Origin of the sequence: Microbacterium sp. LWH10-1.2, from assembly GCF_038397765.1 — a bacterium.
Taxonomy (GTDB): Bacteria; Actinomycetota; Actinomycetes; order Actinomycetales; family Microbacteriaceae; genus Microbacterium; species Microbacterium natoriense.
In genome coordinates, this window is sequence record NZ_CP151638.1 from 207,172 (window position 1) to 231,722 (window position 24,551).

Genomic DNA, 24,551 nt, shown 5'->3' on the forward strand with positions numbered 1-24,551 from the left:
GAGAAAGGAGAAGACCGTGGAATACCTCTGGTTCTGGATCGTCGCCTTCTTCTTCGTCGGCTACTTCGTGCTCGACGGATTCGACTTCGGCGTGGGTATGTCGCTGCCGTTCCTCGGCAAGGACGACGTCTCCCGCCGTCAGGTGATCAACACCATCGGCCCCGTGTGGGATCTCAACGAGACCTGGGTCATCGTCGCCGGCGCCTGCCTGTTCGCCTCGTTCCCCGAGTGGTACGCGACGCTGTTCAGCGGCTTCTACCTCCCGCTCCTGCTGATCCTGCTCGCGCTCATCCTCCGCGGGGTCTCGTTCGAGTACCGGCACCAGCGCGACTCGCTGAAGTGGAAGCGCGGCTTCGACCGGATGATCGTGATCGGCTCCGTCGTCCCCGCGCTCCTGTGGGGCGTGGCCTTCGGCAACATCGTGCAGGGCGTCGCCCTCGATGAGAACCACATCTTCGTCGGCGGGCTGCTGTCGCTGCTGAACCCGTACGCGCTGCTCGTCGGCGTGACGACGCTGCTGCTGTTCTTCCTGCACGGCGTGCTGTTCGTCGCCCTGAAGACCGACGCGCAGGTGCACGAGGATGCGCGTCGTCTGGTCCGCCTCGCGGCGGTGCCCACGATCCTCGCCGCGGCCGGCACGGTCGTCTGGACGATCGTCATGGCGGCAGGGCGGGAGGCGCCGCTGCTGTGGATGGTGATCGGATGCGGCGCTCTCGCCGCGGTCGCTCTCATCGGAGCAGTCGTCTTCTCGCTCCGCGGACGCGACGGCTGGGCGTTCGCCGCCGCCGCGGTGACCGTGGCCGGTGCGGTCGTGATGCTGTTCGGCGCGCTGTTCCCGTACGTGATGCCGTCGACCATCGACCCGGCGTACAGCCTCACGATCGAGAACGCGTCGAGCACCCCGTACACGCTGCAGATCATGAGCTGGACCGCACTGGTCGCGATGCCGCTCGTGCTGCTCTACCAGGGCTGGACGTACTGGGTGTTCCGCAAGCGCGTCCGGCGCAGTCACATCGAGGCGGCTCCGGCGCACGCGTGAAGCCCCTCGACCCCCGTCTGCTGCGGTACGCGAGTGCCGCACGGGTGTTCGTCGCGGCATCCGCGCTGATCGGCGTGGCGCAGACGGCGGTCACGGTCGCGTTCGCGTGGATGCTGACGGATGCCGTCACCGGCGCCGTCGCGGGGCGCGACGTGACGGCGTCGATCCTGTGGCTGCTCGGGCTCGCCGGCATCCGCGGACTGCTGATCGCCGCGTCGGACGCCGCGGGCACGCGCGCCGCGGCGGCGACGGGTGCGCAGCTGCGGGCCGCGCTGATCTCCGCGGTGGGGCGGCTCGGACCCGGGTGGCTCGCACACCGCAACCGCGCCTCTCTCGCGGTCACCGCGGGGCACGGGCTCGAGGCTCTGGACGCGTACTTCGCGCGGTACATCCCGCAGCTCGTGCTGACGGTGATCGCGACCCCGGTGCTCGTCGCCGTCATGTGGTGGCAGGACTGGCTCAGCGGCCTCACCGCGATCATCACGCTCCCGCTGATCCCGCTGTTCCTCGTGCTCATCGGCATGGCGACGCGCACCGTGCAGCGCCGCCAGTGGCAGACGCTCCAGACCCTCGCCGTGCGGTTCGCCGACACCGTGCAGGGGCTGTCGACGCTGCGGCTGTTCGGACGCGACCGGCGTGCGGCCGACCGCATCGAGGCGACGGCAGACGACTACCGCCGCGAGACCATGAAGGTGCTGCGGTTCTCCTTCCTCTCGGGTTTCGCGATGGAGCTGCTCGCGTCGCTGGCCGTGGCCCTGATCGCGGTGTCGATCGGGTTCCGGCTGCTCGCGGGCGACCTGTCGCTCGAGGTCGGACTGTTCGTGCTGCTCCTCGCGCCCGAGGCGTTCCTGCCGATCCGTCAGGTCGGCGTGCAGTTCCACGCCGCGGCCGAGGGCGTCGCCGCCACGGAGGACGTGTTCGAGGTGCTCGACGCGGCCGGTGCTGCGGGAGCCGGTGCTGCGGGAGCCGGTGCCGCGACAGCCGGTGCGTCGGTCGCCGGTGCTGCGGTGGGGGCGCGCCAGAACTCCGGAGAACCGGGAGCGCATGCGGGGGGAGGCCCTCGCCCGGTTCACAACTCCTCACAAACCTGGCTGGATCGACGCGGAGACGGCCTGGAGAGCGGCGAACGGGCCGTTTTTGAGGAGTTACGGACCGCCGCGCCCGCGCACCTCGTCGTCGAGGACCTGCGCGTGCGCGATCTCGCGCCCGTCTCCTTCACCGCAGAGCCCGGAACCATCACGCTCATCGAGGGGCCGAGCGGAGCGGGCAAGTCGAGCCTGCTCGCGGCGCTCCGCGGAGCGGTCCCGTTCGACGGCTCTGCGGCGTTCGGGGGCGCGGACGTCCGTCACCTGAGCCCCGCCGACTGGCTCGCCTGGTCGGGGCAGCGGCCGCAGCTGAGCCGCGGGACCATCGCCGCGAACGTGGCCCTCGGCGATCGGGAGCCGGATGCCGACGGCATCCGCTCCGCCCTCGCCGCGGCCTGCGCCGGAGCGCTCGACCCTGACCGGGAGCTCGGCGTGCAGGGCAGCGGGCTCTCCGGAGGGCAGGCGCAGCGGGTGGCCGTGGCCAGGGCTCTGTATCGGCACGCGCGCGGCGCCCACCGGGTCCTCGCGCTCGACGAGCCCTCCAGCGCCCTCGACCCCGACACGGAGGCACGGCTGTGGACGAGCCTGCGCGAGCGCGCGGATGCCGGGGCGACGATCCTGCTCGTCTCGCACCGTCGATCGGCCCGCGACATCGCCGACCGCGTCGTCGACCTGGGGGTGGACGCATGACCGGCGCCTCCGTGTCCGCGATCCTGCGGCGGGCCCAGCCGCCGTTCCTCCGCTTCCTCCCCGGCCTCGTCTGGGGCGTGCTGTCGGCGGCCGCCGCGGTGAGCCTGCTCGCGGTGAGCGGCTGGCTGATCGTCAGCGCCTCGATCGTGGACTCTCTGGTGCCGCTGTCGATCGCGGTGGTCGGCGTGCGCTTCTTCGCGGTCTCCCGCGCGGTGACGCGCTACCTCGAACGTCTGACCGGGCACGATGCGGCCCTCCGCCAGCTCGCCCGCACCCGTTCGGATCTGGTGCGGCGATTGATCCCGTTGTCGCCCGCTGGCCTCGGCGGCACCGATCACGGCCGGGTGCTCTCCGCGCTGGTCGACGACGTCGAGAACCTGCAGAATCTCCCGCTGCGCGTGGTCCAGCCGTTGGCGGTCGCCGGGGTGGTCGCGGTCGGCGCCGTCGGGGTCGTGGCGATCATCTCGCCGCCCGCCGCGCTCGCGCTCGCCGCGTGCCTGCTGATCGCGGCGGGCGCCGCCGTGGGGCTCGGATGGCTGTTCGGCTCGCGTGCGGAGGCGTCGCTGTCGTCGCGTCGAGCGGATCTGTCGGCCGCCCTGGTCGACTACTTCGGTGGCCTCGACGTGCTGATCGCCTACGGCGCGGAGGAGCAGGCACGCGGGCGCATCGCGGATGCCGATCGGGCCCTGCGCCGTGCGGTCGGCCGTGCGTCCCTCGCTCAGGCGATCGCGGCCGGCGTGGTGTCGGTCGCGGCCGGAGCGGCATCCGCGTGGGCGCTGGCGGTCGCGGCTCCCGGCATCCTCTCCGGGGCGATCGACGGGCCGTGGCTGGCCGTCGTCGTGCTGGTGCCGATGGTGGTGTTCGAGATCTTCGGGGCCGTGCCGATCGCCGCGTCGTCGTGGCGGAGCGTCAGGGCGAGCGCCCAGCGCATCGCCGATGTCCTCCCGGATGAGGCGCCGCGAGAGCTCCGCTCGGATGACGGAGCGGATGCCGACTTCGGCGGGGTGCCGACGCTGAGGCTCCGCGGAGCTCGCGCGCACTGGCCGGGCGGGGCCGTCGCGCTCGCGGGGGTCGACCTCGATCTCGCCCCGGGGGAGCGGGTGCTCGTCTCGGGCCCGAGCGGTGCGGGCAAGAGCTCTCTGGCCGCCGTGCTCGTCGGCTTCCTCCGCGTCGAGGGCGAGTATGCCCTCGACGGCATGGACGCCTCGTCGCTCTCGGGCGCAGCGCTGCGCCGGACCATCGGCCTGTGCGAGCAGAGCCCGCAGCTGTTCGACGAAGACCTCAGGCAGAACCTGCTGTTCGCGAGGGACACGGCGACGGATGCCGAGCTGCTCGACGTCCTCGACAGGGTCGATCTCGGAGCGTGGGTGGCCGAGCGTGGAGGGCTCGACGCTCGGGTCGGGGACCGCGGTGCGCTGGTGTCCGGCGGTCAGGCCCAGCGGATCGCACTCGCGCGGGCGCTGCTCCGGGGCTTCCCGGTGCTCGTGCTGGATGAGCCGACCGCTGGCGTGGACCCCGCGGCATCAGATGCGCTGCTGCGGGATCTGCTGCGCGCCGCGGGGGAGCAGTCGGTGCTGCTCATCTCGCACGTCGCCCCGCCTGCGGGCACGGTCGACCGCGTCGTCCGGCTCGAGGGTGGCCGCACGGTCTGAGGTCGCACGAAGCGTGACCGAAGATTCGGGACGGGTCAGGGAGCGAGGTCGGCGCGGGGTTCCATGACGACGCCCATCGCCTCGAAGGCGCGGCGGCGCTCCTCGATGCGGCGGTGCAGCTCGACCTGCGCCTCCTCCACGACCGACGCATCCAGGTCGACGGTCGGCGGATGCGGGTCGCCGTGGTTCGCCGCGATGTAGGCGTCGAGCTCTGGGCCCGAGGTCCACGACGTGATCAGGGCGAAGCGCGGGGCGACGCCGCGGTGCCACACCGCATGCCAGAAGCGCTGGGTGTCGACGATGATCCGGGAGCCCTCGCGGAGCGGCAGGCGGATCTCGGTGGCGGGGTCGAAGCGGTCGGAGCGCAGGATGAGCAGGGAGTCGGCGTCGTCAGAGAGGTTGAAGAAGCCGCGGACCACCCAGCCGGTGCCCTCGTCGTTGAGGCGGTTGTTGTCGTCCTGATGGAGGTTGTAGATCGCGTCGGCGTACTCGTTGGGCTGCAGCTCGATCACGCGGCATCGTCCGACGCCGGCGCCGGGCTCGATGGCGCGGCGGTGCAGCACGGGGGCGAGGGCGACCTGCGAGGCGACCCACACCCCGTCCTTGTCGGGGCGTGGAGGGGTGTGGTTCCAGAAACCGTTGCACTCGACGTCGCCGGCGAAGCTCGCGAGCGGGGCGAAGCGCGTGATCCCCGACGAGCGCCACGGCACGTACTCGAGATCGAGCCACTCGGCGGGGTCGGACGACTGGTCGTGGTCGTCGAGCACGACGTAGCCGGTCTCGGCCAGTGCCTCAGACGTGATGTAGCCCATGCCGCGTCCTCCTCGGTTCTCGCTTAGGCAATCCTAACTCGCGGCATCCGTCGCTCGCAGGCGCCGATAGCCTGGAAAAATGACTCAGCCGCAGGGCGCCCACCTCGTGGGCAGCGTGAACTACGACGATGCCGAGACCACGATGCGCACGGCATCCGCGATCCTCGGACGGCGGCTGCGCCGTCTGCCCGACGGGGAGGTCGGCACGAGGTTCCACTGGATCATGTTCCAGCCCGACGTGCTCGGCCAGGCCGAGGGCATCGAGCGGGTCGGCGACGAGCCGATTCCATTCCGTGCAGGGATCGACGCCAGGCCGCTGCGGATCGCCCAGGGAACGGATGCCGCCGGCATCCGCCTGCCCGCCCTCGGCTACGCGTCTGCGGCGATCGACTCCTACGTGGTGTTCTCTCGTCTCCGTGCGGCGGGGGAGATCGCCGAGGGCACCCGGTTCCAGGTGTCGCTGCCGACCCCGCTCGCGGTGATCTCCTCGTTCTTCTCGGGCGACGACCGGGCGGCGATCGAGCCCGTGTACACGGCGGCGATCCTGGGCGAGGTCGACGAGATCCTCGCGGCGATCCCGCACGACGACCTGGCGATCCAGTGGGACGTCGCGAGCGAGATGGGCATCATCGAGCGCGCGGCCGGCTACGGCAAGGTCATGGAGGCGTGGTGGCCGGGCGACGCCTTCGACGGTCTCGTGTCGCGACTGGCTGCGCTGGTGGATGCCGTGCCCGCCGACGTCGAGGTCGGCGTGCACCTCTGCTACGGCGACGCGGGGGAGAAGCACTTCGTGGAGCCGACGGATGCCGCGAACCTCGTGCGCTACGCGAACGCCGTGACCGCGGCATCCGCGCGGGATCTGACCTGGCTGCACCTTCCCGTGCCGATCGAGCGTGACGACGAGGCGTACTTGGCACCGCTCGCCGGCCTGTCGTACGACGGCGAGCTGTACCTCGGGCTCGTGCACCGCGAGGACGGCGTCGGCGGAGCCTCCCGGCGCATTGCCGCCGCGCAGCGCTTCGCTCCCGGGTTCGGCGTGGCGACGGAGTGCGGCATCGGCCGCGCCCCCGCAGGAACGACCGAGGACATCCTGCGCACCCACGCGGAGCTCGCCGCCACCTGGTGAGCCGGGTCGCGTCGCGTCGCGTCGTGCCGTGTCGACTTCACGTGAAGTCGCCGAGTGCACGGCTCGTTGGCGCGAACGTCCCGTGCACTCGGCGAGAGCACGGGAAGTCGACGGGCGCCCGACCGCTCGATTCGCGCCCGGGCGGCGTCTCGCGTAAGCTAGTCCGCGGTGACGTGTCCGAGCGGCCGAAGGTGCAACTCTCGAAAAGTTGTGTAGGGTAACCCCCTACCGTGGGTTCAAATCCCACCGTCACCGCCACTTCAGAAGCCCGTTCTCCCTAGAAAACACTGGGGAGGGCGGGCTTTCTTCATGCCCGGTGACAACTAGGTGACAACAATCGCCGCGCTTCGAGCCTCATCGAGAGCGATTGCGACGTCGTCGCGGTCGTCGTAGAACGGGTCGGCGTACGTGTCGAGAGTCATCGCCGCCGGTTACGGGACTGATCGCCGCTCGCGCGTCTTCGGCGTGCCGACAGGATCACGGTCCCGACCATGACGGCGTTCTCCGCGCGCCGTGGGCACGATCTACATTGCAGGATTCCGGACGACGCCGTTCCGTCGATCGGAGGTGCTGCAGGTCAGGGCCGCGCAGGCCGCACGGCAGCATCTCGGGCGCCCTCGACGCGGCGTAGGGGATAGTGATACGGAGATCTAGTGATCCTCGGAATGGCTATTGTCGGAGTGTGGAATCGAGAGCCGACTATTGGGCGCTGCTGGCGCAGGTGATGCCCGTAGTGATGCTCGCGTTGGTGGTCGAGGGACGCTTCATGTCGCGTCAGCTGGCCAGGAAGCGAAGCTATTCGACGAACGGCAACCTCCGGATGGCCTACGCCGTCATCTTCATTGTGAATTGCCTCGGGCTCTTCCTCGGATTCGGCATTGCACTTCGAGGTGCGACTGGAACGGAGGTTGGACCCGTCGGTACGTTTATGGCAGAGAATGCGCTGAACCTCGGTGTCAGTACCGTCTTCCTGACGCCCCTCCTCTCTGTCACAGCGGCGCTAGTGGGCGACAAGATCACAGCTACACATCGGAAGATGCCGTACTCGGAGGTGTCTCGTCGCGAAGCCAGGAAGAGGATCGCGCGGATCGCGCTGTCGGACGTGCGGCGAGAGGCGGCGGTCGCGCGGCTCTGGGCCCGTGGGGAGATCGCCAACTTGTATGTCCATGCATACGCCAAGCATCGGCTCTCCCCGAAGATGCCTGGGGACACCGCAGAGTTCGATGCTGCGATCGACGAGATTGACAGCGCCGTCGAGTGGATGGGCGAGAAATTCGCGGCGATGGCAGGAAAGCTCGAATCGGCCGAGGAGACTTTCAAGGCTCGTGGCGAGCTGGTCTCTGATCAGGAGATCAGGGAGTTGAGGGCGCTATTGAAGCAAGTTTCTGGACTCTGACGTCCCTAGTGGAAGTGCGCGCGCCGTTTCTGTCAAGTTGTGCTTGCAAATCCAGCTTCTTTGCGGCTCGAGACGAGTTGCGCGGTGTGGTTCTTTCGTGCGGTCGGACGGGACGATGATCCCTCCTCATGTCTCGACGGCGTGTCGTGTTTGAAAGCGTTCCGTTGTCACTCCCCAATGTCATAGTTAGACAGAACTGAGGAACGCCCCGCACCATATGATCGGGGCGTTCGTCGTGTACAGCTCTACCAATCCAATAGAGCGGCCGCCACCCAGCATCGGCCGCCCACACGCATCACTTCGAAACGGTGACGTCTACGCCGCCAGCCTGCGGGCCGCCATCGATCAGGCGGAATGCGTGAGCGAGCTCTCTGATGCGCCCAGACTGGCGGGTGAGTGAATACTCACTTTCCCGCACCTCCGCAACCGCGTCAGTGATCACGTCGTACAGAGCGACCTGCGCCGTCTGCCGCGCATAACTTGCGTTCACGCTCTTCGTTTCCTCTGCCATGGTGTCTCCTTTCGCCCTCAGCCCAGCGCTTCGGTACGCCACACATGATCCTGGGAACCACTGACACGCCGTCACCTCGACACGCGAAGGAGGTGCGATGAGAGTCACACTAGGGATCGCCGCCGGCATAAGCCTCAGCATCCTCGCCCACATCATCTGGAAGCGCGCCTTCGGAGGGGCGCTCAGCAGAGGGGACACCTGATGGCATGAGCGGACGGCGCGTATCAACCCGCGCATGAACCCAGTTCCGCACGGAGTTTCTACGAGGCGGGGAAGCATCTCGACGCTGACCCGACACCAGGCACCAGGCGAACTGCTGGCTCTGCGGCATGCGCATCAACTACGCGGTCCCTGCGAACAGCGCACCCGACTCCCACAACCTCGACCACTTCTACCCAGTCAGGGACTATCCGGAGCTGCAGCATGACCCCCGCGTACGCCCGCCACTCCCACGCCGAGTGCAACAACGAACGCGGAGCCGACGCACCACTGCCCGGCCTTGGCATCCTCAGCCGCAACTGGTGATCAGACTCCGACCGCGGACGAATACTGCCCCATCCCGGCGAAGTCCGGGAACATCGTGTCCCGGGTGAAGCCGAAATTGCGCTGCAGCATCGCGAGGAGAATCGGCTTGACTTGCTCCTTCACCGTGATCGCAATGATGTCCGGGAAGACTGTTTGCCTCCGACCGCGCTCGTTGGCGATTCCCATCGGCCCGCAGAGCTTGGCTAGCCGATGGTGCGGAGACGATGCCCATGTCTGGGACGGTGGTGATAGCTCGCCGAGCTCTGATTCCGGCCACTCGCCAGAGGCCCTGGGGTCGCTGTTGAAAACGAAGACACCTCGCTGCGCTGCTATCCGAGCATCGATTGGCGGTGTCGCGTAGAGCATCCGTGCTGGGTCGTGGGACCCGTCAAACGCAGCTTCATAAGTGTCGGCGCTGTAGGGACGATCGATCTCGGTGAACTGCTGACGCCTCATCGCCAGGAGGACGCCATCCTGTCGGCGTACAGTCCGTCCGGTCTCATCGCTGGAGTCGTCGTCACAGAGGAACCAAAGGGCGACGAACGGGTCAGTCGTGCAGTCAATCAGCCGAGTGACCGCACCATGGTGTCGAAGGCGAGCGAGAATCTCCCAATCTCCCATGCGCTGGGCTCCGTCGACGCCGAGTCGTCGAGCCTTCCGGATCATCGCGCGCTCGGTCTCGTGCATCTGCTCAGCACTGAGCCCCTCCCGGCCCGCTTTGGAAACCAACCTCCATTGAGCGTCAGCCTGTCCCCGCCAGACAACACCTTCCTCCGGACCCCGGAGAGTGACTCCGGCAATCGCGGTCATCACATCCGATGCTGCATCGATACGGGTGTTTCCTCCCTGGTAAGGGAAGTCGGGGTGGGACGCCTTCTCAGAGGTGAATAGCATCCACTCGGGCCAGAGCGTCATGAGGACAGCATGGCCACTCCCACGTGATGCCGCAAGCCGAGGCGCCGACACATACCCAAACAAGGGGGAGGGGCGTCAACGCCTCTACGAACCTCGAGTACAGGCACACCTCCCGACGACCTCGACGAATGGGTGATAGGTCGCTTGACTGTAGTTGCTGAGTACGCAGAGAGTCCGCAGCAATACCAATCCGGGCCGAGTCCTGCCTTCAATGTCCAATGTGAGATTATGAGGGCCAGATCCGGGATTGCGCCGAACGTGATGCGAATCACGCCGAGGACAACGCCGCGGCGCCGCTGATCGCACACACACGTCATGCCCGGGCAACGGTCTCCAAGATTCATGCAGGCACCGTGTCGGCTTCGCTACCCCCCCAACGGCATGGACAGCTTGATCGCAGACGTAGTTCGTCGTGTCGTGCGCCAGGAATTCGCGGCTGTGCTGGGGCAGCAACGGTTTCGATTGGCGCTGACGTTGCCGGATGCGGCCGTAGCGGTCGGACACAGCCTCGAGTCGATACGGAAGGCGGTCGGGAACAACGAGCTGGTGCCGTCGTATGCGAACTCCAAGCCATGTAGTCATGGTCGACTAGCTTCCGCTGGCTTCGCCGCCTGCCAGACGAGCCACGGCGACAACATTGTGACAATAGCGCCTGTGATTGAACGCGGCTCAGCACGACGCATGGGGGCTCAGCACGACGCATGTGATTGAGAATCCGCGTGATTTCGGGAATTCAGGGCGAGGTGCCCGCCGTCGCGGAGCACTTACGCTGGTTTCAGATCGCACCGTCACCGCCAAATGAAGAAAGACCTCCACGATGTAGAGGTCTTTCTTCATTTCCGAGACCCGAGGGCGCCACCCGACGGGCCCGGTGTCGGTGCACCGGGGTAGCGTCGGGACTGCACCGCCGCCGTCTCGGAAGAGGTCTCCCCATGCCCGGAATGTCACCCCTAGAGGTCAGTGAGAACGATCTCGATGACCTGCGCCGGCGACTTCGTGCGACGCGCTGGCCGGAGCCGTGGCCTGTGCAGGGCTGGGATGCGGGCACCGATCAGGATGAGCTCCGCCGGCTCGTCGACGTATGGCTGAACGGCTTCGACTGGCGCGTTCAGCAACAGCGCATCGACGCGCTGCCCTGGCGACGCGCAGACATCGACGGCGCGTCCGTCGCGTACCTTCGCTTCGATCCCGAGCCCGGAGGTTCCGGCGTCCCCGTGCTGCTCACGAACGGCTGGCCGAGCACGGCGCTCGAGCTCGTCGACGTCGCGCGACGCCTGGCGACGCCGTCTCTCTTCGGGGGAGACTCTGCAGACGCCGCCCCCGTGATCGTGCCGGCGCTTCCCGGTCTGCCGTTCTCGCCGCAGCGTCCCAGGCTCGGCGAGCAGACGCACGAACTCTGGCACGCGCTGATGACGCGGCATCTCGGTTTTCCCCGCTACCTCGCCCATGGCGGCGATCTCGGGGCGGGGATCACCTCTCGACTCGCGCAGGCGTATCCCGACGAGGTGGTCGGCATCCATCTGCCTGCGGTGGCACCTCCGGCGCACATCGATGAGGAGACGATCACGCCCGAAGAGGAGGCCCATCTCGAACGGGTGCAGGAGTGGCTGAGGACCGAGGGCGCGTATCAGCATCAGCAGCAGACCCGCCCGCTGACGCTGGCGCCCGCGGTGTCGGACTCTCCGGTCGGACTGCTGTCGTGGATCTTGGAGAAGCATCGTGCGTGGAGCGACTGCGATGGCGATGTCTCCTCCCGGTTCAGCGACGACTACCTGCTGACGCTCGCGTCCGTGTACTGGTTCACCAACTCGATCGGCACGTCGTTCCGGGCCTACTACGAGCATGCGTCGGGGCTGACGTCGCGCATCGAACGGGTGCGGGTGCCGACCGCCGTCGCTCTCTTCCCGCACGACATCGCCTCGCCGCCTCGACGGTGGATCGAGCGCACCTACGACCTCGTGCGATACACGCGGATGCCGCGGGGCGGCCACTTCGCACCGCACGAGGAGCCGGCCCTCCTCGCCGATGACATCGCGGCGTTCGCCCGCTCGCTGCCGCACCCTCCGATCACGGAGTGACGCTCGCCGGCACCACCCGCTCGTCGAAGTCGATGTGGTGGCCCTGCAACCACATCATCGCCTCGCCGCCGTCCTTCGCCGCGGCGCGGAACTTCCCGGGGAGGATCAGGTCGCGGAGCACGCGCATGACCGGCCCCGCGGCCTTGTCGGACGATGAGCGGTGCCCGATCTCGACGATCTTCTCGACGCGGGTCTGACGCAGCGACTGGAACGTCGCGAACGCCGATGCGGTGGTCGGGCAGTCGCGCAGGCACTGGGCGAGGATCACGGCATCCTCCAGCGACATGGATGCGCCCTGACCGGCTGCGGGAGAGGTGGCGTGAGCGGCGTCGCCGATGATGGCCATGCGGGATCCGTCGTGCCACCTCTTCACCACGGGCATGTCGTAGGTCGCCCAGCCCTGGATCGGCCCCGGCGCCGCGTCGATGATCGCGGAGGACGGGCCGGCATCTCCGTCCATCAGCTCGTGCAGCCAGGTCCGCCATTGCCCGTCGCTCATCCCGGACAGCTGCCCGCGGGCGGGCTCGTCCTTCATCGGCGGGTTCGCGAACCAGAGCGTTCCTCCGTCGGGGGTGTTCATCCAGGCGAAGAAGCACCTCGTGCCGAACTGCATCCGGAAGTCCTGCGGTGGTGCATCCACCGTGAAGCCCGGGATGTACCCGCCGGTGTTGAGCACAGGCACGTAGCGAGGCACGGGAGCCGTGGGATCGATGAGGCGCCGCACGGTGGAGTGGATGCCGTCGGCTCCGATGAGGATGTCGCCGGTGGCCTCGGTGCCGTCCGCGAAGCGCGCGATGACGCCGTCGCCCGTGTCGCGCGCGTCGATCAGACGCTTGTCGTGGTGGACGGGGATGCCGTGGTGACGCGCAGCCTCGGCCAGTGCGACGAACAGCCGCGCCCGGGGCATCATGAGCGAGGTGAGTCCGTCGGGGCGGCGGAAGGCCATCGGCATCTGCCCGAGCGAGCGCCCTCGTCCGTTCACGAAGCTGATCGTGTCGACGGGGTAGCCGATCTCGGCGACCCAGCTCTCGAGCCCGACGGCGCGCAGAGCATCGAGGCCGTTCGCCTGGAAGTTGATCCACGACCCGCGCTGGTCGGCGTCCGGCGGGAGCTGCTCGAACACCTCCGCCTCCATGCCGATCCTCCGCAGGGCGACGGCAAGCGTGGGGCCGGCGATGCCGCCACCGATGATGAGCGCCTTGGTCATGACTCTTCCTCCTTGGTATCTTGATCGTCAAGCAATCATGAGCGAAGGAAGCCTTGAATGTCAAGTAGTTTGAGTGTCAAGGAACAACAGGTCGGCGCCGCCATGCAGAAGTATCAGGCCGCCGTCGACGACTTCGACCGCCAGATGGCGCGGCTGCTCGGCGTCAACGGCACGGACCTGCGCTGCCTCGAAGTGCTCATCGGCGCGCAGGAGGAGATCACCCCGCGGATCATCGCCGACCGATTGGGGCTCACGACGGGGAGCGTCACGACGATGCTCGACCGCCTGGAACGAGCAGGATACGTTCAGCGCACCCCGCACCCGGATGACCGGCGCAAAGTCGTGGTCGAGGCCACGGATGCCGCGCGGCGGCGCACGTGGGAGATGATCGGTCCGCTGGTCGAGGAGAGCACGGATGCCGTCACCCGCGACTTCACCGATGCCGAGCTCGATGCCGTGGAGAGGTTCCTCACCCGCGCGACGTTGCTGCAGGAGCGCCACACGTCGCGGCTTCGCGGACGCGACTGAGGTCGAACACCGACTGTTCCCGCGCGATTCACGCGACTGCGCTCGCGCAGACCCCCGCAGAAGCGCACAATGTCAGCAACGACCGAGACGAACGCGCTGCCGCGACCTCCGCGACCGCTGAAAAGGAGCGGCTCATGACGGACACGTGCGAGCGCGTGACGGATCCCGTCTTCGCGGGTGCCCGATGATCGTCGACTGCGCCCGCTATCTACACGGGCGGCGTCAGGGCGAGGGACCGCTGGGCGTGCGGGAAGCCGCCGCGCTGGGAGACCAGGACGGTTTCGTGTGGTTGGGTCTGTACGAGCCGGAACCCGGCGAGCTCGCCGAGGTGAGGGAGGCGTTCGGCCTGCACGAGCTGGCGATCGAAGACACGCAGACCTTCCACATGCGTCCGAAGATCGAGACGTACACGGAGAACGACACGCGGCTGGTGATCGTCCGCACGGCGCGCTACGACGATGCGGCCGAGGAGGTCGAATTCGGCGAGATCAGCGTGTTCGTCGCGCCGACCTTCGTCATCACCGTCCGGCAGGGCGTGGCGAGCGAGCTGCACGGTGCGCGTCAGCGTCTCGAACTCCAGCCCGACCTGCTCGCCGCGGGCACGGATGCCGTGCTCTGGGCGATCTTCGACCAGGTCGTCGACGGATACGCCCCCGTCGTGGCGGGGCTCGAGCACGACATCGACCAGATCGAGGCGACCGTCTTCTCCGGCAGCGCGGCGCCGACGGAGCGGATCTACTCGCTGCGCCGCGAGGCGACCGACTTCTACCGTGCGGTGCATCCACTGCTCGGAGTGGTGGCCTCCGTCGAGCGCTCGTCCCGTCAGGCCGCGCTTCAGCCGTATCTGCGCGACGTCCACGATCATCTGACCCTCATCAATGAGGAGGTCGCGGCGCAGCGCGATCTGCTCGGTACCGTCCTCGAGGCCAATCTCTCCGTGATCACGGTCCAGCAGACCGCCGTCGGGGTGCGGCAGAACGCGACGATGGAGCGCCTCACCGTGCTCGCCACCGTGTTCCTGCCGTTGACGTTCATCACCGGCTTCTTCGGGCAGAACTTCAGCTGGCTCGGCGACCACACCGCCGGGTTCGTGCCGTTCCTCGTCTACGGGATCGGCGGGCTGCTCATCCCGCTGGGAGTGCTCTACTTCTGGCTGCGTCATCCCGGCGGGCGCAAGGACTGAGCGCGACCGATATGGGTTCCGCCTCCTGGTGCTCCCGAGCGTTCGCGTCTCCTCTACGGCATCCGGAGGGATCGCGCCGTACTATCCGGGAACCGTGGCTGTTCCAGAGCGCAGAGCGAACTACGCGGGCGTGGCGTCGTAGGCGGGCGGGTCCCCGGCGATCGCCGCCAGCCCCCGCAGGTAGTGCGAGTCCGAGTACAACATCACGATCTTCCGGATGCGGTAGCCGCGCGGACGTCTGTGCCAGCGGGCATTCGGCTTCACCTCATGGAGGTAGAACCAGTCGTCGACGATCTGATCGGCGACGCCGATCCAGGTGGCGGACGATCTCTTCGTCGATTCGATACCCATGAGCGCCCCCGGTTGGGGGAAGTCGCGCAGGAGGGACCGGGTGCGATCGAGATCGACCCTCTCCGTGTGAGGGAGGCGAGTCGGGGGCCACTCCGGCCGTGTCTGCGCGAAGAGGCCTTCGAACGACTTGTCTCTGCCGACCTTGTGGATATCGCTCACACGCACTGCTGCGTATCCGTCGAAGAAGCCGCCATCGGCCGTCCGGGCGAGCAGCACCCACTTCTTTCCCACATCGATGACGAAAGCGCTGATCGCCCATGGATCGGAGTAGCGATGGATCTTCAGGAACGTTCTCGATACCTGCGCCGACCCGAGCTGTGAGCGGATGCGTGCAAGTCGTCCCATACCCACATCCTGGTCGACATCCGCGCGGCAGGTCAAAGGAGTTCAACCGAACGGCGGATTCCGAAGGTCGGGCAACCGCTTTCTGAGTGACTTCGAATCGATTTCCTGAGGGAACAAGCGAATTCGAAGGCTTTTCCTCTTTCCCTGAGTCTTGCGGAGGAGTATCGTCACCCAGGTCACGAGTTCGCGAGGCCCCCCGCACGCGGCTCGTCAGGCTTCTCGACACTGGGGACTCTCGAGAAACGAAGCGGGGTGGCGGCTTTCTGGGGAGGAGCCGCCTCCCGCCTCATCCTCCCGCGTGATCGCTGTCATTCGGCGCCGCAGTTCTCCGGCTGTTCACCGGCCACGAGTACCATGTGTCGCGCTGCGGCCCGGGCTCCCCGCGCCGCCCGATCGGATGGTGAGGACCCCATGGCCAAGAAGACCAAGGCGCAGAAGTCGGCAGAAGCGGCGCTCGATGCGGCCGCCGCCGCGGCGAAGGACGCGAAGAAGCTGAGCAAGGCCCTCCCGAAGAAGGACGGCAGGAAGCTGCGCGCGCTGGTCGATGACGCGAAGGATGCCGCGCAGCCGTCCAAGAAGAAGCTCGTGAAGAAGCCCCGCAAGGTCGAGAAGGCCGCGGTCGAGGCCACCGCGCGCCTGGAGAAGGCGACCGCGAAGATCGCGAAGAAGACGTCGTCGGCGACGGCAGCGGTCGAGAAGAAGAAGTCGGTCGAGAAGAAGCCCGCCGAGAAGAAGAAGTCGGTCGAGAAGCCCGCCGAGAAGAAGGCCGCGGAGAAGCCGGTTGAGAAGAAGCCGGTCGAGAAGAAGGATGTGGTCGAGAAGAAGGATGTGGTCGAGAAGAGGCTGATCTCAGCGAAGACGGCTGCGGTCGAGGCGACGGTGAAGACCCCGGCCAAGGCCCCCACGAACGCTCCGGCCACGCCCACGCCCGCTCGGCGGGCGATCCCGAAGGCCGCGGCATCCGTCGACCTCGATGCGCTCACCGTCACGGCTCTGCGCGCCCGCGCCCGCGCGGCGGGTCGCACGGGCTACTCGCGCCTGACCAAGGCGCAGCTGATCGCGCTGCTCTCCTCCTGACGGGGCGAGAGCGAGACCACCCGACAGCGCCAGCAGACAGCGACAGACCGACAGTGCCAGACGTGCAGCAGGGCTACGACCGCACCGCCCAGGCGCCGGATCCCCGGACGCTCATCGACATCCTCCGCGACACCGCCGCCCGGCATCCCGATGCCTCCGCCATCGAAGACGCGGCCGGCGCCATCAGCTACGCCGAGCTCATCGCCCGCATCAACGTGACGGCCGCGCGTCTGCACGACCAGGGTGTGCGCCGCGGCGACCGCGTGGGCGTGCGGATGCCGTCGGGCGAGCGTGCGCTGTACATCTCGATCCTGTCGATCCTCGCGGCGGGCGCGGCCTATGTGCCCGTGGACGCGGATGATCCGCAGGAGCGCGCCGACCTCGTGTTCGGCGAGGCGCGGGTGCGCGGCGTGATCAGCGCCGGGGGTGTGTTCACGCCGGCGGATGCGGCGGGGGAGAGCGGCCTGTTCGAGGGAGCCGACCCGCACCCCAGCACCTCCGCCGTGCCGGTCGTCGCCCCGCCGACCCCTGATGACGACGCGTGGATCATCTTCACCTCGGGCTCGACCGGCACTCCGAAGGGCGTGGCCGTCTCGCACCGATCGGCCGCGGCCTTCGTCGACGCCGAAGCCCGGCTGTTCCTGCAGGACGCGCCCCTCGGCCCCGGCGATCGCGTGCTCGCGGGTCTCTCGGTCGCCTTCGACGCCTCGTGCGAGGAGATGTGGCTGGCGTGGCGGCACGGCGCCTGCCTGGTGCCCGCGCCGCGAGCCCTGGTGCGCTCGGGTGAGGACCTCGGTCCCTGGCTGATCGGTCACGGCATCACCGTGGTCTCCACGGTCCCGACGCTGGCGGCGCTGTGGCCGCAGGACACGGTCGAGAACGTGAGGCTGCTCATCTTCGGCGGCGAATCGTGCCCGCCGGAGCTCGTCGCCCGACTGGTCGGCGACGGCCGCGAGCTGTGGAACACCTACGGCCCCACGGAGGCGACCGTCGTCGCCTGTGCGACGATCATGCACGGCGACGGCCCCGTGCGCATCGGCCTGCCGCTCGACGGCTGGGCGCTCGCGGTCGTCGACGCCGACGGTCGGCTCGTCGCCGACGGCGAGGCCGGAGAGCTCATCATCGGGGGAGTGGGCCTCGCCCGCTATCTCGACCCGGCCAAGGATGCCGAGAAGTACGCTCCGATGCCCACCCTCGGATGGGACCGCGCCTACCGCTCCGGCGACATGGTGCGCGCCGACCCGGAGGGCCTGATCTTCCAGGGGCGTGTCGACGATCAGGTCAAGATCGGCGGACGCCGCATCGAGCTCGGCGAGGTCGAGGCGGCGCTCCAAGCCATCGACGACGTCACCGCGGCAGCGGTCGCCGTGCGCAGGACGGATGCCGGCATCGCCCTGCTCGTGGGCTACGTCGTCCCCGCCGAGGGCTTCGACCGGCAGCGCGCCCGCGCTCAGCTCGCCGAAGCCCTCCCCGCCCCGCTCATCCCGCTCCTCGCGGTGGTCGACGACCTGCCCGTCCGCACCTCGGGCAAGGTGGACAAGGCCGCTCTGCCCTGGCCTCTCGTCGATCAGGATGCCGCGGACTCGACCCTGTCCGGCACGGCCGCGTGGCTCGCCGAGCAGTGGTTCTCGGTGCTCGGCATGCGCCCGAGCGAGGAGAACGCCGACTTCTTCCAGCTCGGCGGCGGATCACTCGCCGCGGCGCAGCTGGTCTCGCGCATCCGCACGCGCGCCCCCGAGTTCACGATGGCCGACGTGTACGACCTGCCGCGGCTGCGGCAGATGGCGGATGCCGTCGACGAGGTCGCCACCGACCAGGAGGTCCGCACGGCGACCGCTGCGGCCCCCACGCCGCGGCGCATGCAGTGGGTGCAGACGCTGCTCGGCATCCCGCTGTTCATGCTCTCCGGGGCTCGCTGGATCACCTGGCTGCTGACGGCGAGCTGGCTGCTGCAGCTCGTGCCAGGGTTCGACTTCCTCCCCACCGCACCGGGGTGGGCGATCCTCCTCGGCCTCCTCGTGTTCGTGACCCCCTTCGGACGGATGGCCCTGTCGGCCCTCGTCGCCCGGCTCCTGCTGGCCGGGGTGCGCGGCGGCGACTACCCCCGCGGCGGCGGCGTGCATCTGCGGCTGTGGCTCGCCGAGCAGGTGTCGCATCAGGTCGATGCGGTCGGGCTCGCGGGCGCCCCCTGGGTGATCTTCTACGCCCGTGCTCTCGGCGCCCGCATCGGCAAGGGCGTCGACCTCCATTCGCTCCCCCCGGTGACGGGGATGCTGCACATCGGCGAAGGCGCGGCCATCGAGCCGGAGGTCGACCTCGCCGGCTACTGGATCGACGGCGACACCGTGCGCATCGGCGAGATCCGGATCGGCGCCGACGCCACCGTGGGTGCACGCAGCACGCTCGCACCCGGCACGAAGATCGGGCGCGGGGCCGAGATCGCCCCTGGCTCCGCGGTGTTCGGGCGGGTGCGCGCCAGGCAGCGCTGGGCCGGTTCACCCGCAGCGCGGGTAGGCGGCAAGAGCATGCCGTTCGCTCCGGAGGCTCCCCCGAAGCGCCGCCGCTGGCTGTGGGCATACGGCGGCTCCTCCGCGCTGCTGGGGCTGCTGCCGTTCCTCGCCTTCGCGGTCGGCGGCCTCGTGCTGGCAGCCGGCATCCGCGGCTCGGAATCGCTGGCCGCGGCGATCGGGCCGCTCGCGCTGTGGCTCGTGCCGGCCGTGCTCGTGACCGGTCTGGTCTTCGCGGCGGCGGTGCTGCTCATCGTGCGGGTGCTCTCGATCGGTCTGACCGAGGGCGTGCACCCCGTGCGCGGACGGGTGGCCTGGCAGGCCTGGACCACCGAGCGCCTGCTCGACTCCGCCCGCACCCTCCTCTTCCCGATCTACTCCAGCCTGTTCACCCCGATCTGGCTGCGGATGCTCGGCGCGAAGGTCGGCCGGGAGGTCGAGGCGTCGACGGTGCTGCTGATCCCCCGCATGACCGTGATCGACGACGGCGCCTTCCTCGCCGACGACACCATGGTCGGCACCTACGAGCTCAACGGCGGATGGATGCGCATCGCGAAGGCGCGCATCGGCAAGCGCGCCTTCCTCGGCAACTCCGGGCTGGCCGCCGCCGGTCACCGCGTGCCGAAAGACGGCCTGATCGCCGTGCTCTCCGTCGCTCCGGAGCGGGCGAAGGCGGGCTCGTCCTGGCTCGGATCGCCGGCCGTGCGGTTGCGTCGCGTCGTGAACGACTCCGACCTCGAGCGCACCTACCGCCCGCGGCAGTCGCTGCGGTGGGCGCGCGGCCTGTGGGAGCTCGGCCGCATCCTCCCGGTGTTCATCACGTGCGGCCTCGGACTCGCCGTGCTGCTCGGCCTCGCCTGGATCACCGAGACCTGGGGGCTGCCGATCGCGATCCTGCTGTCCGGCGCCGTCCTGCTCGCGGCCGGAGCGTTCGCGGCCGCCATCACGACCGCGGCGAAGTGGATTTTCGTCGGACCGATCAGAGCGGGCGAGCATCCGCTCTGGTCCAGCTTCGTGTGGCGCACCGAGGTCGCCGACACCTTCACCGAGATGGTCGCGGCGCCCTGGTTCGCCACCGCGGCAGCGGGGACCCCAGCCCTCGTCGTCTGGCTGCGCAGCCTCGGCGCGAAGATCGGCCACGGCGTCTGGACCGACAGCTACTGGCTCCCCGAGCCCGACCTCGTGAGCCTCGGCGACGGGGCGACGGTGAACCGCGGTTGTGTGGTTCAGACCCATCTGTTCCATGATCGTGTGATGAGCATCGACACGGTCACCCTCGAATCGGGTGCCACCCTCGGCCCGCACTCGGTCGTGCTGCCCGCGGCGACCATCGCCGCCGACGCGACCGTAGGGCCGGCATCCCTCGTCATGCGGGGCGAGACGGTACCCGCCGGGAGTCGCTGGAGCGGCAACCCGATCGGCCCGTGGCGGGCCGTGACGGTGCGCGCCTACCAGGCGGCGGACGGATGAACGTCGACCCCTACACCCCGCACTCCGGCGACCCGCGCATCCGCGTCGAGCACTACGACCTCGATCTCGACTACAAGCTGTCGACGAATCGACTCACCGCCACCGCGGTGATCGACGTGCGCATCGAGCAGGACACCGCGGCCTTCGCGCTCGACCTCGTCGGTCTGCGCGTCAGGAAGGTCCGCATCGACGGGCAGTCGCGGACGAACTTCACCCAGACCGATCGCAAGGTCAAGGTCGCGCTGGGCGGCACGGTGCCCGCCGGCGATGTCGTGCGGGCGACGATCGAGTACGCCGGTGCGCCGAAGCCGCGGCACACGCGATGGGGCGCCCTCGGGTGGGAGGAGCTCGAAGACGGGCTGCTGATCGCCTCGCAGCCGACCGGCGCCGCCACCTGGTTCCCCTGCAACGACGTGCCGTACGACAAGGCGACCTATGCGGTGCGGGTGACGACGGACCCCGGGTACACCGTGGTGGGCTCCGTGCCGCCGTCGCGCTCGGTGTCGCGAGGTCGGGGCGTGTGGGTGTTCGACATCCCCGTGCCCACCGCGACCTACCTGATGACCCTGCAGATCGGCCAGTACACCGAGGAGCGGATGCCGCTCGGCGACGTGGCGGGGCGGCTGTTCTATCCCCGGGCGCTGGCGGCTCGCGTGCACGCGGACTTCGACGGCCTCGCGGCGATGATGTCGACCTTCGAGCGGTCGTTCGGACCGTATCCCTTCGGCGAGTACACGGTGGTGGTCACCCCCGACGAGCTGGAGATCCCCCTCGAAGCCCAGGCGATGGCGATCTTCGGCGCGAACCACATCGACGGCGAGCACGGGCTGGAGCGCCTCGTCGCGCACGAGCTCGCGCACCAGTGGTTCGGCAACAGCGTGGGTCTGCGCCGCTGGCGCGACATCTGGCTCAACGAGGGCTTCGCCTGCTACGCCGAATGGATCTGGTCGGAGGCGTCGGGCGGTCCGAGCGCGCAGTCCAAGGCGCTCGCCCATCACGCTCGCCTCGCCGAGCTGGAGCAGGATGTCGTGCTCGCCGACCCCGGGGCCGACGCGATGTTCGACGACCGCGTGTACAAGCGGGGCGCCCTCGCCCTGCAGGCGCTGCGGCTGACGATCGGCGATGAGGCGTTCTTCGGCGTGCTGCGCGCGTGGACCTCGGCGCGCGCCTACGCCACCGCCGTCACGGCCGACTTCGTCGCGCTCGCCGAGTCGGTGAGCGGGATGCCGCTGGCCGGCCTGTTCGAGTCGTGGCTGAGCGACACGGCGCTGCCGGCTCTGCCTCCAGGGCCCGCGGGGGAGACCGCGGCTCCGCTCACCGGTCCGATTCTCGGCCTGGATCGTTCGCGTCGCTGATCCCGTCGTCTCCGTACGGCGCGTGCGGGTGCGCGGGGCGGCGCGGACGCGCGGGTTTGCGGCAGGACCCGACTCGGGTTACAGTTCCGGTGTGTCCCTGACGTGTCGTTGTTGTCGCTGAGCGCTCCGCTCGCCTCCACCGACCCCACACAACCGCGCGCGTCAGCCGCGCGCCCCTGAACGTCAGGAAACTCCCGTGCGCTACGCCCAGCACATCGCCGAACTCGTCGGCCACACGCCCCTCGTCCGCCTGAACGCCGTCGCGGCAGGCATCCGTCCGACCGTGCTCGCGAAGGTCGAGTACTTCAACCCCGGCAGCTCCGCCAAGGACCGCATCGCCGCGTCGATCATCGACGCCGCCGAGCGCGAGGGCATGCTGAAGCCCGGAGGCACGATCGTCGAGGCCACGAGCGGCAACACGGGCGTCGGCCTCGCGCTCGTCGCCCTGCAGCGCGGATACCGGATGGTGTTCGTCGTCCCCGACAAGTTCGCCGGTGCCAAGGTCGCCACCCTGCGCGGCTACGGAGCCGAGGTCGTGGTGACGCCGACCAGCGTCGAGCCCACCGATCCGCGCTCGTACTACAGCGTGGCCGCCCGTCTGGCCGCGGAGATCCCCGGGGCCTTCAACCCCAACCAGTTCGCGAACCAGAACGGTCCGCGCGGGCACTTCGAGACCACCGGTCCGGAGATCTGGAGCGACACCGACGGCCGTGTGACCCACTTCGTCGCCGGCATCGGCACCGGCGGCACCATCACCGGCACCGGCCGCTACCTCAAGCAGGCGAGCGACGGCAGGGTCAGGGTCATCGGCGCCGACCCCGAGGGCTCGATCTACTCGGGCGGGCCGATCCACGGCTACCACGTGGAGGGCGTGGGGGAGGACTTCATGCCCTCGACGTTCGACCCCTCCGTCGTCGACGGGTACGAGCGGATCTCGGACGCCGAGTCCTTCGCGATGACCCGTCGCCTCGCCGCCGAGGAGGGGCTGTTCGTCGGCGGCTCCAGCGGCATGGCGGTCGTCGCCGCGCTCCGCACGGCATCCGCCCTCACCGAAGACGACGTGGTCGTCGTGCTGCTCCCCGATCACGGGCGCGGCTACCTCGACAAGCTCTACGACGACGAGTGGCTCGCCGAGCGCGGCTACGCCGTGCCGGAGGCCACGGTCGACCCCGTCGTCGCCGAGGTGCGGGCCTTCCTCGACAGCGCCGGCTAGCAGGTCTCGAACGCGTAGTCCTCGTCGTCCGGCGCGACGAGGTCGCGGTCGCGCAGCACCATCGATGCTGGGGACTCCTCATCGGCGCACATCTCGGCGAACGATCGCGGCAGCTCGTCGGCGTACTCGATGTCGATGACGTGCCCGCCGTACACCTCCGTGTAGCGCGGGCACTCCCGGTACACGGCGCACTCCTCGGTCACCGCGAAGTCGAACCCCGCCTGCTCGTGCAGGACCGCCGCATCCTCTGCCGCGTTCTTCTGCCCGGCGGCGAGACCAGCGGCGTGTGCGCGGTCGACGAGCATCGCCGCGAGTGCGAGGTTGTCGTCGAGGGAGAGTGCGCCGTCGGAGCGCGTGTATGAGTCGAGGTTGTCGAACTCGACGGCGTCGAAGCCGGCATCCGCGCATCCGTCGATCCACGGTCCGACCGTCGCCGCGATGCGCTCGCGCCGGTCGGCCGTCGAGGTGTCGAGCAGCGCCTCGTCGGGCCAGTCCGGGTCGTACACGACGTCGCCGTCGCGCTGCAGCAGCAGATCCTGCGTCCAGGACTCGAGCTCTCCCGGTTGGGTCTGGAAGCCGTTCACGTAACAGATGGAGTACACCCCGTCTGCGGGATCGGCGGAGCGATCGCGGCCCACGATGCCCACTCCGTCGGCGGGCGGATACGCGCCGCCGAGCTGGTAGTCGGGCACGGCACCGGATGGCGGGAGGGCGATATCGCCGGGGGCGTCCGTCGAGCATCCGGTCAGGGTGAGGAGAAGAGCGAGGGCGGCCGTCGCGGCCAGGCGGCGGATCAGCTCCCCGCCCCGTACAGCGCGCCGATCTCCTTCGAGCCCATGCCCTGGCTGTAGGTCGGATGCTGCGGCCAGCCCTCGGGGGAGTCCTCCCACTCCTCCTGGCGGCCGTAGGGAAGAAGGTCGACCAGGCCCTGCAGATGACTGAGGCGCTCGGTGCCTCGGCCTTCCGTGTGCCATGTCCGGTAGACGGTGTCTCCGTCGCGCAGGAAGACGTTCACGCCGAAGCCGGCGTTCGGCGGGGCGTCCATGTCGGCGCCGAACGTGCTGTCGGCGCTCGAGAACCACTGCATCCGGTTGCCCACCCGCTCGCGGTAGGCGAGCAGCTCCTCGATCGGGCCGTTGCTGACGATCACGAAGCGCGCGTCGTAGTACCGGTCCAGCACGTCGAGCCGCGTGAACTGCGAGGTGAATCCGGTGCAGCCCGGGCACTGCCACTCGTTGCCGTCTGACCACATGTGGTTGTAGACGATCAGCTGAGAGGCCCCGTCGAAGACATCGGCGAGGCGCACGGGGCCGTCGGCGCCGACCAGCGTGTACTCGGGCAGCTCGACCATGGGCAGGCGGCGACGCTGCGCCGCGATCGAATCGAGCTCGCGGGTCGCGGCCTTCTCCCGCACGCGCAGCGCATCGAGTTCACGACGCCAGGTGGCGGCGTCGACGACAGGGGGCAGAGGGGTGGTGCTCACGAT

19 protein-coding genes and 1 tRNA gene are annotated in these 24,551 nt (G+C 69.1%); 13 read left to right on the forward strand and 7 right to left on the reverse strand.

Annotated features, from left to right (window positions below; translation table 11 throughout):
* Window positions 1–16 precede the first annotated feature (16 nt).
* The 3 genes from cydB to cydC are packed head-to-tail and all read left to right on the forward strand — an operon-like array spanning window position 17 to window position 4,466.
* The gene (gene cydB / locus MRBLWH10_RS00855; protein WP_341941291.1) at window positions 17–1,039 is read left to right on the forward strand and encodes a cytochrome d ubiquinol oxidase subunit II; all 1,023 of its coding nucleotides are present in this window, start codon (window positions 17–19) and stop codon (window positions 1,037–1,039) included.
* On the forward strand, window positions 1,036–2,814 hold the full coding sequence (gene cydD, locus MRBLWH10_RS00860) for a thiol reductant ABC exporter subunit CydD (RefSeq protein WP_341941292.1): 1,779 nt from the start codon (window positions 1,036–1,038) through the stop codon (window positions 2,812–2,814). The genes cydB and cydD overlap by 4 nt, the downstream gene beginning before the upstream one ends.
* Window positions 2,811–4,466, forward strand: a complete 1,656-nt coding sequence (cydC, locus tag MRBLWH10_RS00865) for a thiol reductant ABC exporter subunit CydC (protein WP_341941293.1) — start codon at window positions 2,811–2,813, stop codon at window positions 4,464–4,466. Before cydD ends, cydC begins: the two co-directional genes overlap by 4 nt.
* Window positions 4,467–4,501: 35 nt before the next feature.
* On the opposite strand, the gene MRBLWH10_RS00870 is transcribed toward cydC, so the two are convergent.
* On the reverse strand, window positions 4,502–5,278 hold the full coding sequence (locus MRBLWH10_RS00870; protein WP_223585880.1) for a hypothetical protein: 777 nt from the start codon (window positions 5,276–5,278) through the stop codon (window positions 4,502–4,504).
* 79 nt (window positions 5,279–5,357) lie between these two features.
* On the opposite strand from MRBLWH10_RS00870, the gene MRBLWH10_RS00875 reads away from it, so the two are divergent.
* The 3 genes from MRBLWH10_RS00875 to MRBLWH10_RS00885 all read left to right on the forward strand — a co-directional run bounded on the left by MRBLWH10_RS00875 (window position 5,358) and on the right by MRBLWH10_RS00885 (window position 7,800).
* Window positions 5,358–6,404 carry a hypothetical protein gene (locus MRBLWH10_RS00875; RefSeq protein WP_341941294.1) on the forward strand — a complete coding sequence of 349 codons (1,047 nt, stop codon included), beginning with the start codon at window positions 5,358–5,360 and terminating at the stop codon, window positions 6,402–6,404.
* Window positions 6,405–6,571: 167 nt separating this feature from the next.
* Window positions 6,572–6,662 (forward strand) — tRNA-Ser (locus tag MRBLWH10_RS00880).
* 424 nt (window positions 6,663–7,086) lie between these two features.
* A complete protein-coding gene (locus tag MRBLWH10_RS00885) occupies window positions 7,087–7,800 on the forward strand; it encodes a hypothetical protein (RefSeq protein WP_341941295.1) in 714 nt (237 codons plus the stop codon).
* Between the two features lie 295 nt (window positions 7,801–8,095).
* On the opposite strand, the gene MRBLWH10_RS00890 is transcribed toward MRBLWH10_RS00885, so the two are convergent.
* Together MRBLWH10_RS00890 and MRBLWH10_RS00895 are read right to left on the reverse strand one after the other, a co-directional pair.
* A complete protein-coding gene (locus tag MRBLWH10_RS00890) occupies window positions 8,096–8,311 on the reverse strand; it encodes a hypothetical protein (RefSeq protein ID WP_341941296.1) in 216 nt (71 codons plus the stop codon).
* A gap of 525 nt (window positions 8,312–8,836) precedes the next feature.
* Window positions 8,837–9,751 carry an FRG domain-containing protein gene (locus MRBLWH10_RS00895; protein WP_341941297.1) on the reverse strand — a complete coding sequence of 305 codons (915 nt, stop codon included), beginning with the start codon at window positions 9,749–9,751 and terminating at the stop codon, window positions 8,837–8,839.
* Between the two features lie 932 nt (window positions 9,752–10,683).
* On the opposite strand from MRBLWH10_RS00895, the gene MRBLWH10_RS00900 reads away from it, so the two are divergent.
* On the forward strand, window positions 10,684–11,829 hold the full coding sequence (locus tag MRBLWH10_RS00900) for an epoxide hydrolase family protein (RefSeq protein ID WP_341941298.1): 1,146 nt from the start codon (window positions 10,684–10,686) through the stop codon (window positions 11,827–11,829).
* On the opposite strand, the gene MRBLWH10_RS00905 is transcribed toward MRBLWH10_RS00900, so the two are convergent.
* Window positions 11,819–13,036, reverse strand: a complete 1,218-nt coding sequence (locus tag MRBLWH10_RS00905; RefSeq protein WP_341941299.1) for an NAD(P)/FAD-dependent oxidoreductase — start codon at window positions 13,034–13,036, stop codon at window positions 11,819–11,821. The two genes, MRBLWH10_RS00900 and MRBLWH10_RS00905, sit on opposite strands and share 11 nt — an antisense overlap.
* Window positions 13,037–13,138: 102 nt before the next feature.
* Between MRBLWH10_RS00905 and MRBLWH10_RS00910 the strand changes: the two genes are divergently transcribed.
* Complete coding sequence (locus MRBLWH10_RS00910) at window positions 13,139–13,564, forward strand: MarR family transcriptional regulator (protein WP_341941300.1); 426 nt, start codon at window positions 13,139–13,141, stop codon at window positions 13,562–13,564.
* Window positions 13,565–13,748: 184 nt separating this feature from the next.
* Window positions 13,749–14,747: a magnesium and cobalt transport protein CorA gene (locus MRBLWH10_RS00915; RefSeq protein WP_341941301.1), complete on the forward strand. Its 999-nt coding sequence runs from the start codon at window positions 13,749–13,751 to the stop codon at window positions 14,745–14,747.
* 120 nt (window positions 14,748–14,867) lie between these two features.
* Here MRBLWH10_RS00915 and MRBLWH10_RS00920 read toward each other — a convergent pair whose 3' ends face one another.
* Window positions 14,868–15,443: a hypothetical protein gene (locus MRBLWH10_RS00920; RefSeq protein WP_341941302.1), complete on the reverse strand. Its 576-nt coding sequence runs from the start codon at window positions 15,441–15,443 to the stop codon at window positions 14,868–14,870.
* Between the two features lie 411 nt (window positions 15,444–15,854).
* Here MRBLWH10_RS00920 and MRBLWH10_RS00925 point away from each other — a divergent pair, with 411 nt between their 5' ends.
* The 4 genes from MRBLWH10_RS00925 (at window position 15,855) to MRBLWH10_RS00940 (ending at window position 23,065) form a co-directional block, all read left to right on the forward strand.
* A complete protein-coding gene (locus MRBLWH10_RS00925) occupies window positions 15,855–16,520 on the forward strand; it encodes a hypothetical protein (RefSeq protein ID WP_341941303.1) in 666 nt (221 codons plus the stop codon).
* A 53-nt stretch (window positions 16,521–16,573) separates the two neighbouring features.
* Complete coding sequence (locus tag MRBLWH10_RS00930; protein ID WP_341941304.1) at window positions 16,574–20,497, forward strand: Pls/PosA family non-ribosomal peptide synthetase; 3,924 nt, start codon at window positions 16,574–16,576, stop codon at window positions 20,495–20,497.
* Complete coding sequence (locus MRBLWH10_RS00935) at window positions 20,494–21,852, forward strand: M1 family metallopeptidase (RefSeq protein ID WP_341941305.1); 1,359 nt, start codon at window positions 20,494–20,496, stop codon at window positions 21,850–21,852. Before MRBLWH10_RS00930 ends, MRBLWH10_RS00935 begins: the two co-directional genes overlap by 4 nt.
* Window positions 21,853–22,048: 196 nt before the next feature.
* Window positions 22,049–23,065, forward strand: a complete 1,017-nt coding sequence (locus MRBLWH10_RS00940) for a pyridoxal-phosphate dependent enzyme (RefSeq protein WP_105672877.1) — start codon at window positions 22,049–22,051, stop codon at window positions 23,063–23,065.
* Here the strand turns inward: MRBLWH10_RS00940 and MRBLWH10_RS00945 are convergent.
* Together MRBLWH10_RS00945 and MRBLWH10_RS00950 are read right to left on the reverse strand one after the other, a co-directional pair.
* On the reverse strand, window positions 23,062–23,814 hold the full coding sequence (locus tag MRBLWH10_RS00945; protein WP_341942615.1) for an endo alpha-1,4 polygalactosaminidase: 753 nt from the start codon (window positions 23,812–23,814) through the stop codon (window positions 23,062–23,064). The two genes, MRBLWH10_RS00940 and MRBLWH10_RS00945, sit on opposite strands and share 4 nt — an antisense overlap.
* A 44-nt stretch (window positions 23,815–23,858) precedes the next feature.
* Complete coding sequence (locus MRBLWH10_RS00950; RefSeq protein ID WP_341942616.1) at window positions 23,859–24,551, reverse strand: DUF899 family protein; 693 nt, start codon at window positions 24,549–24,551, stop codon at window positions 23,859–23,861.

Excerpts from the sequence above, each read along its gene's own strand:
- MRBLWH10_RS00890 (WP_341941296.1), bottom strand. The coding sequence starts at position 8,311 with ATGGCAGAGGAAACGAAGAGCGTGAACGCAAGTTATGCGCGGCAGACG.
- cydC (WP_341941293.1), top strand. The coding sequence starts at position 2,811 with ATGACCGGCGCCTCCGTGTCCGCGATCCTGCGGCGGGCCCAGCCGCCG.
- MRBLWH10_RS00925 (WP_341941303.1), top strand. The coding sequence starts at position 15,855 with ATGGCCAAGAAGACCAAGGCGCAGAAGTCGGCAGAAGCGGCGCTCGAT.
- MRBLWH10_RS00935 (WP_341941305.1), top strand. The coding sequence starts at position 20,494 with ATGAACGTCGACCCCTACACCCCGCACTCCGGCGACCCGCGCATCCGC.
- MRBLWH10_RS00910 (WP_341941300.1), top strand. The coding sequence starts at position 13,139 with ATGCAGAAGTATCAGGCCGCCGTCGACGACTTCGACCGCCAGATGGCG.
- MRBLWH10_RS00915 (WP_341941301.1), top strand. The coding sequence starts at position 13,749 with ATGATCGTCGACTGCGCCCGCTATCTACACGGGCGGCGTCAGGGCGAG.
- MRBLWH10_RS00900 (WP_341941298.1), top strand. The coding sequence starts at position 10,684 with ATGCCCGGAATGTCACCCCTAGAGGTCAGTGAGAACGATCTCGATGAC.
- MRBLWH10_RS00870 (WP_223585880.1), bottom strand. The coding sequence starts at position 5,278 with ATGGGCTACATCACGTCTGAGGCACTGGCCGAGACCGGCTACGTCGTG.
- MRBLWH10_RS00875 (WP_341941294.1), top strand. The coding sequence starts at position 5,358 with ATGACTCAGCCGCAGGGCGCCCACCTCGTGGGCAGCGTGAACTACGAC.
- MRBLWH10_RS00895 (WP_341941297.1), bottom strand. The coding sequence starts at position 9,751 with ATGACGCTCTGGCCCGAGTGGATGCTATTCACCTCTGAGAAGGCGTCC.
- MRBLWH10_RS00920 (WP_341941302.1), bottom strand. The coding sequence starts at position 15,443 with ATGGGACGACTTGCACGCATCCGCTCACAGCTCGGGTCGGCGCAGGTA.
- MRBLWH10_RS00905 (WP_341941299.1), bottom strand. The coding sequence starts at position 13,036 with ATGACCAAGGCGCTCATCATCGGTGGCGGCATCGCCGGCCCCACGCTT.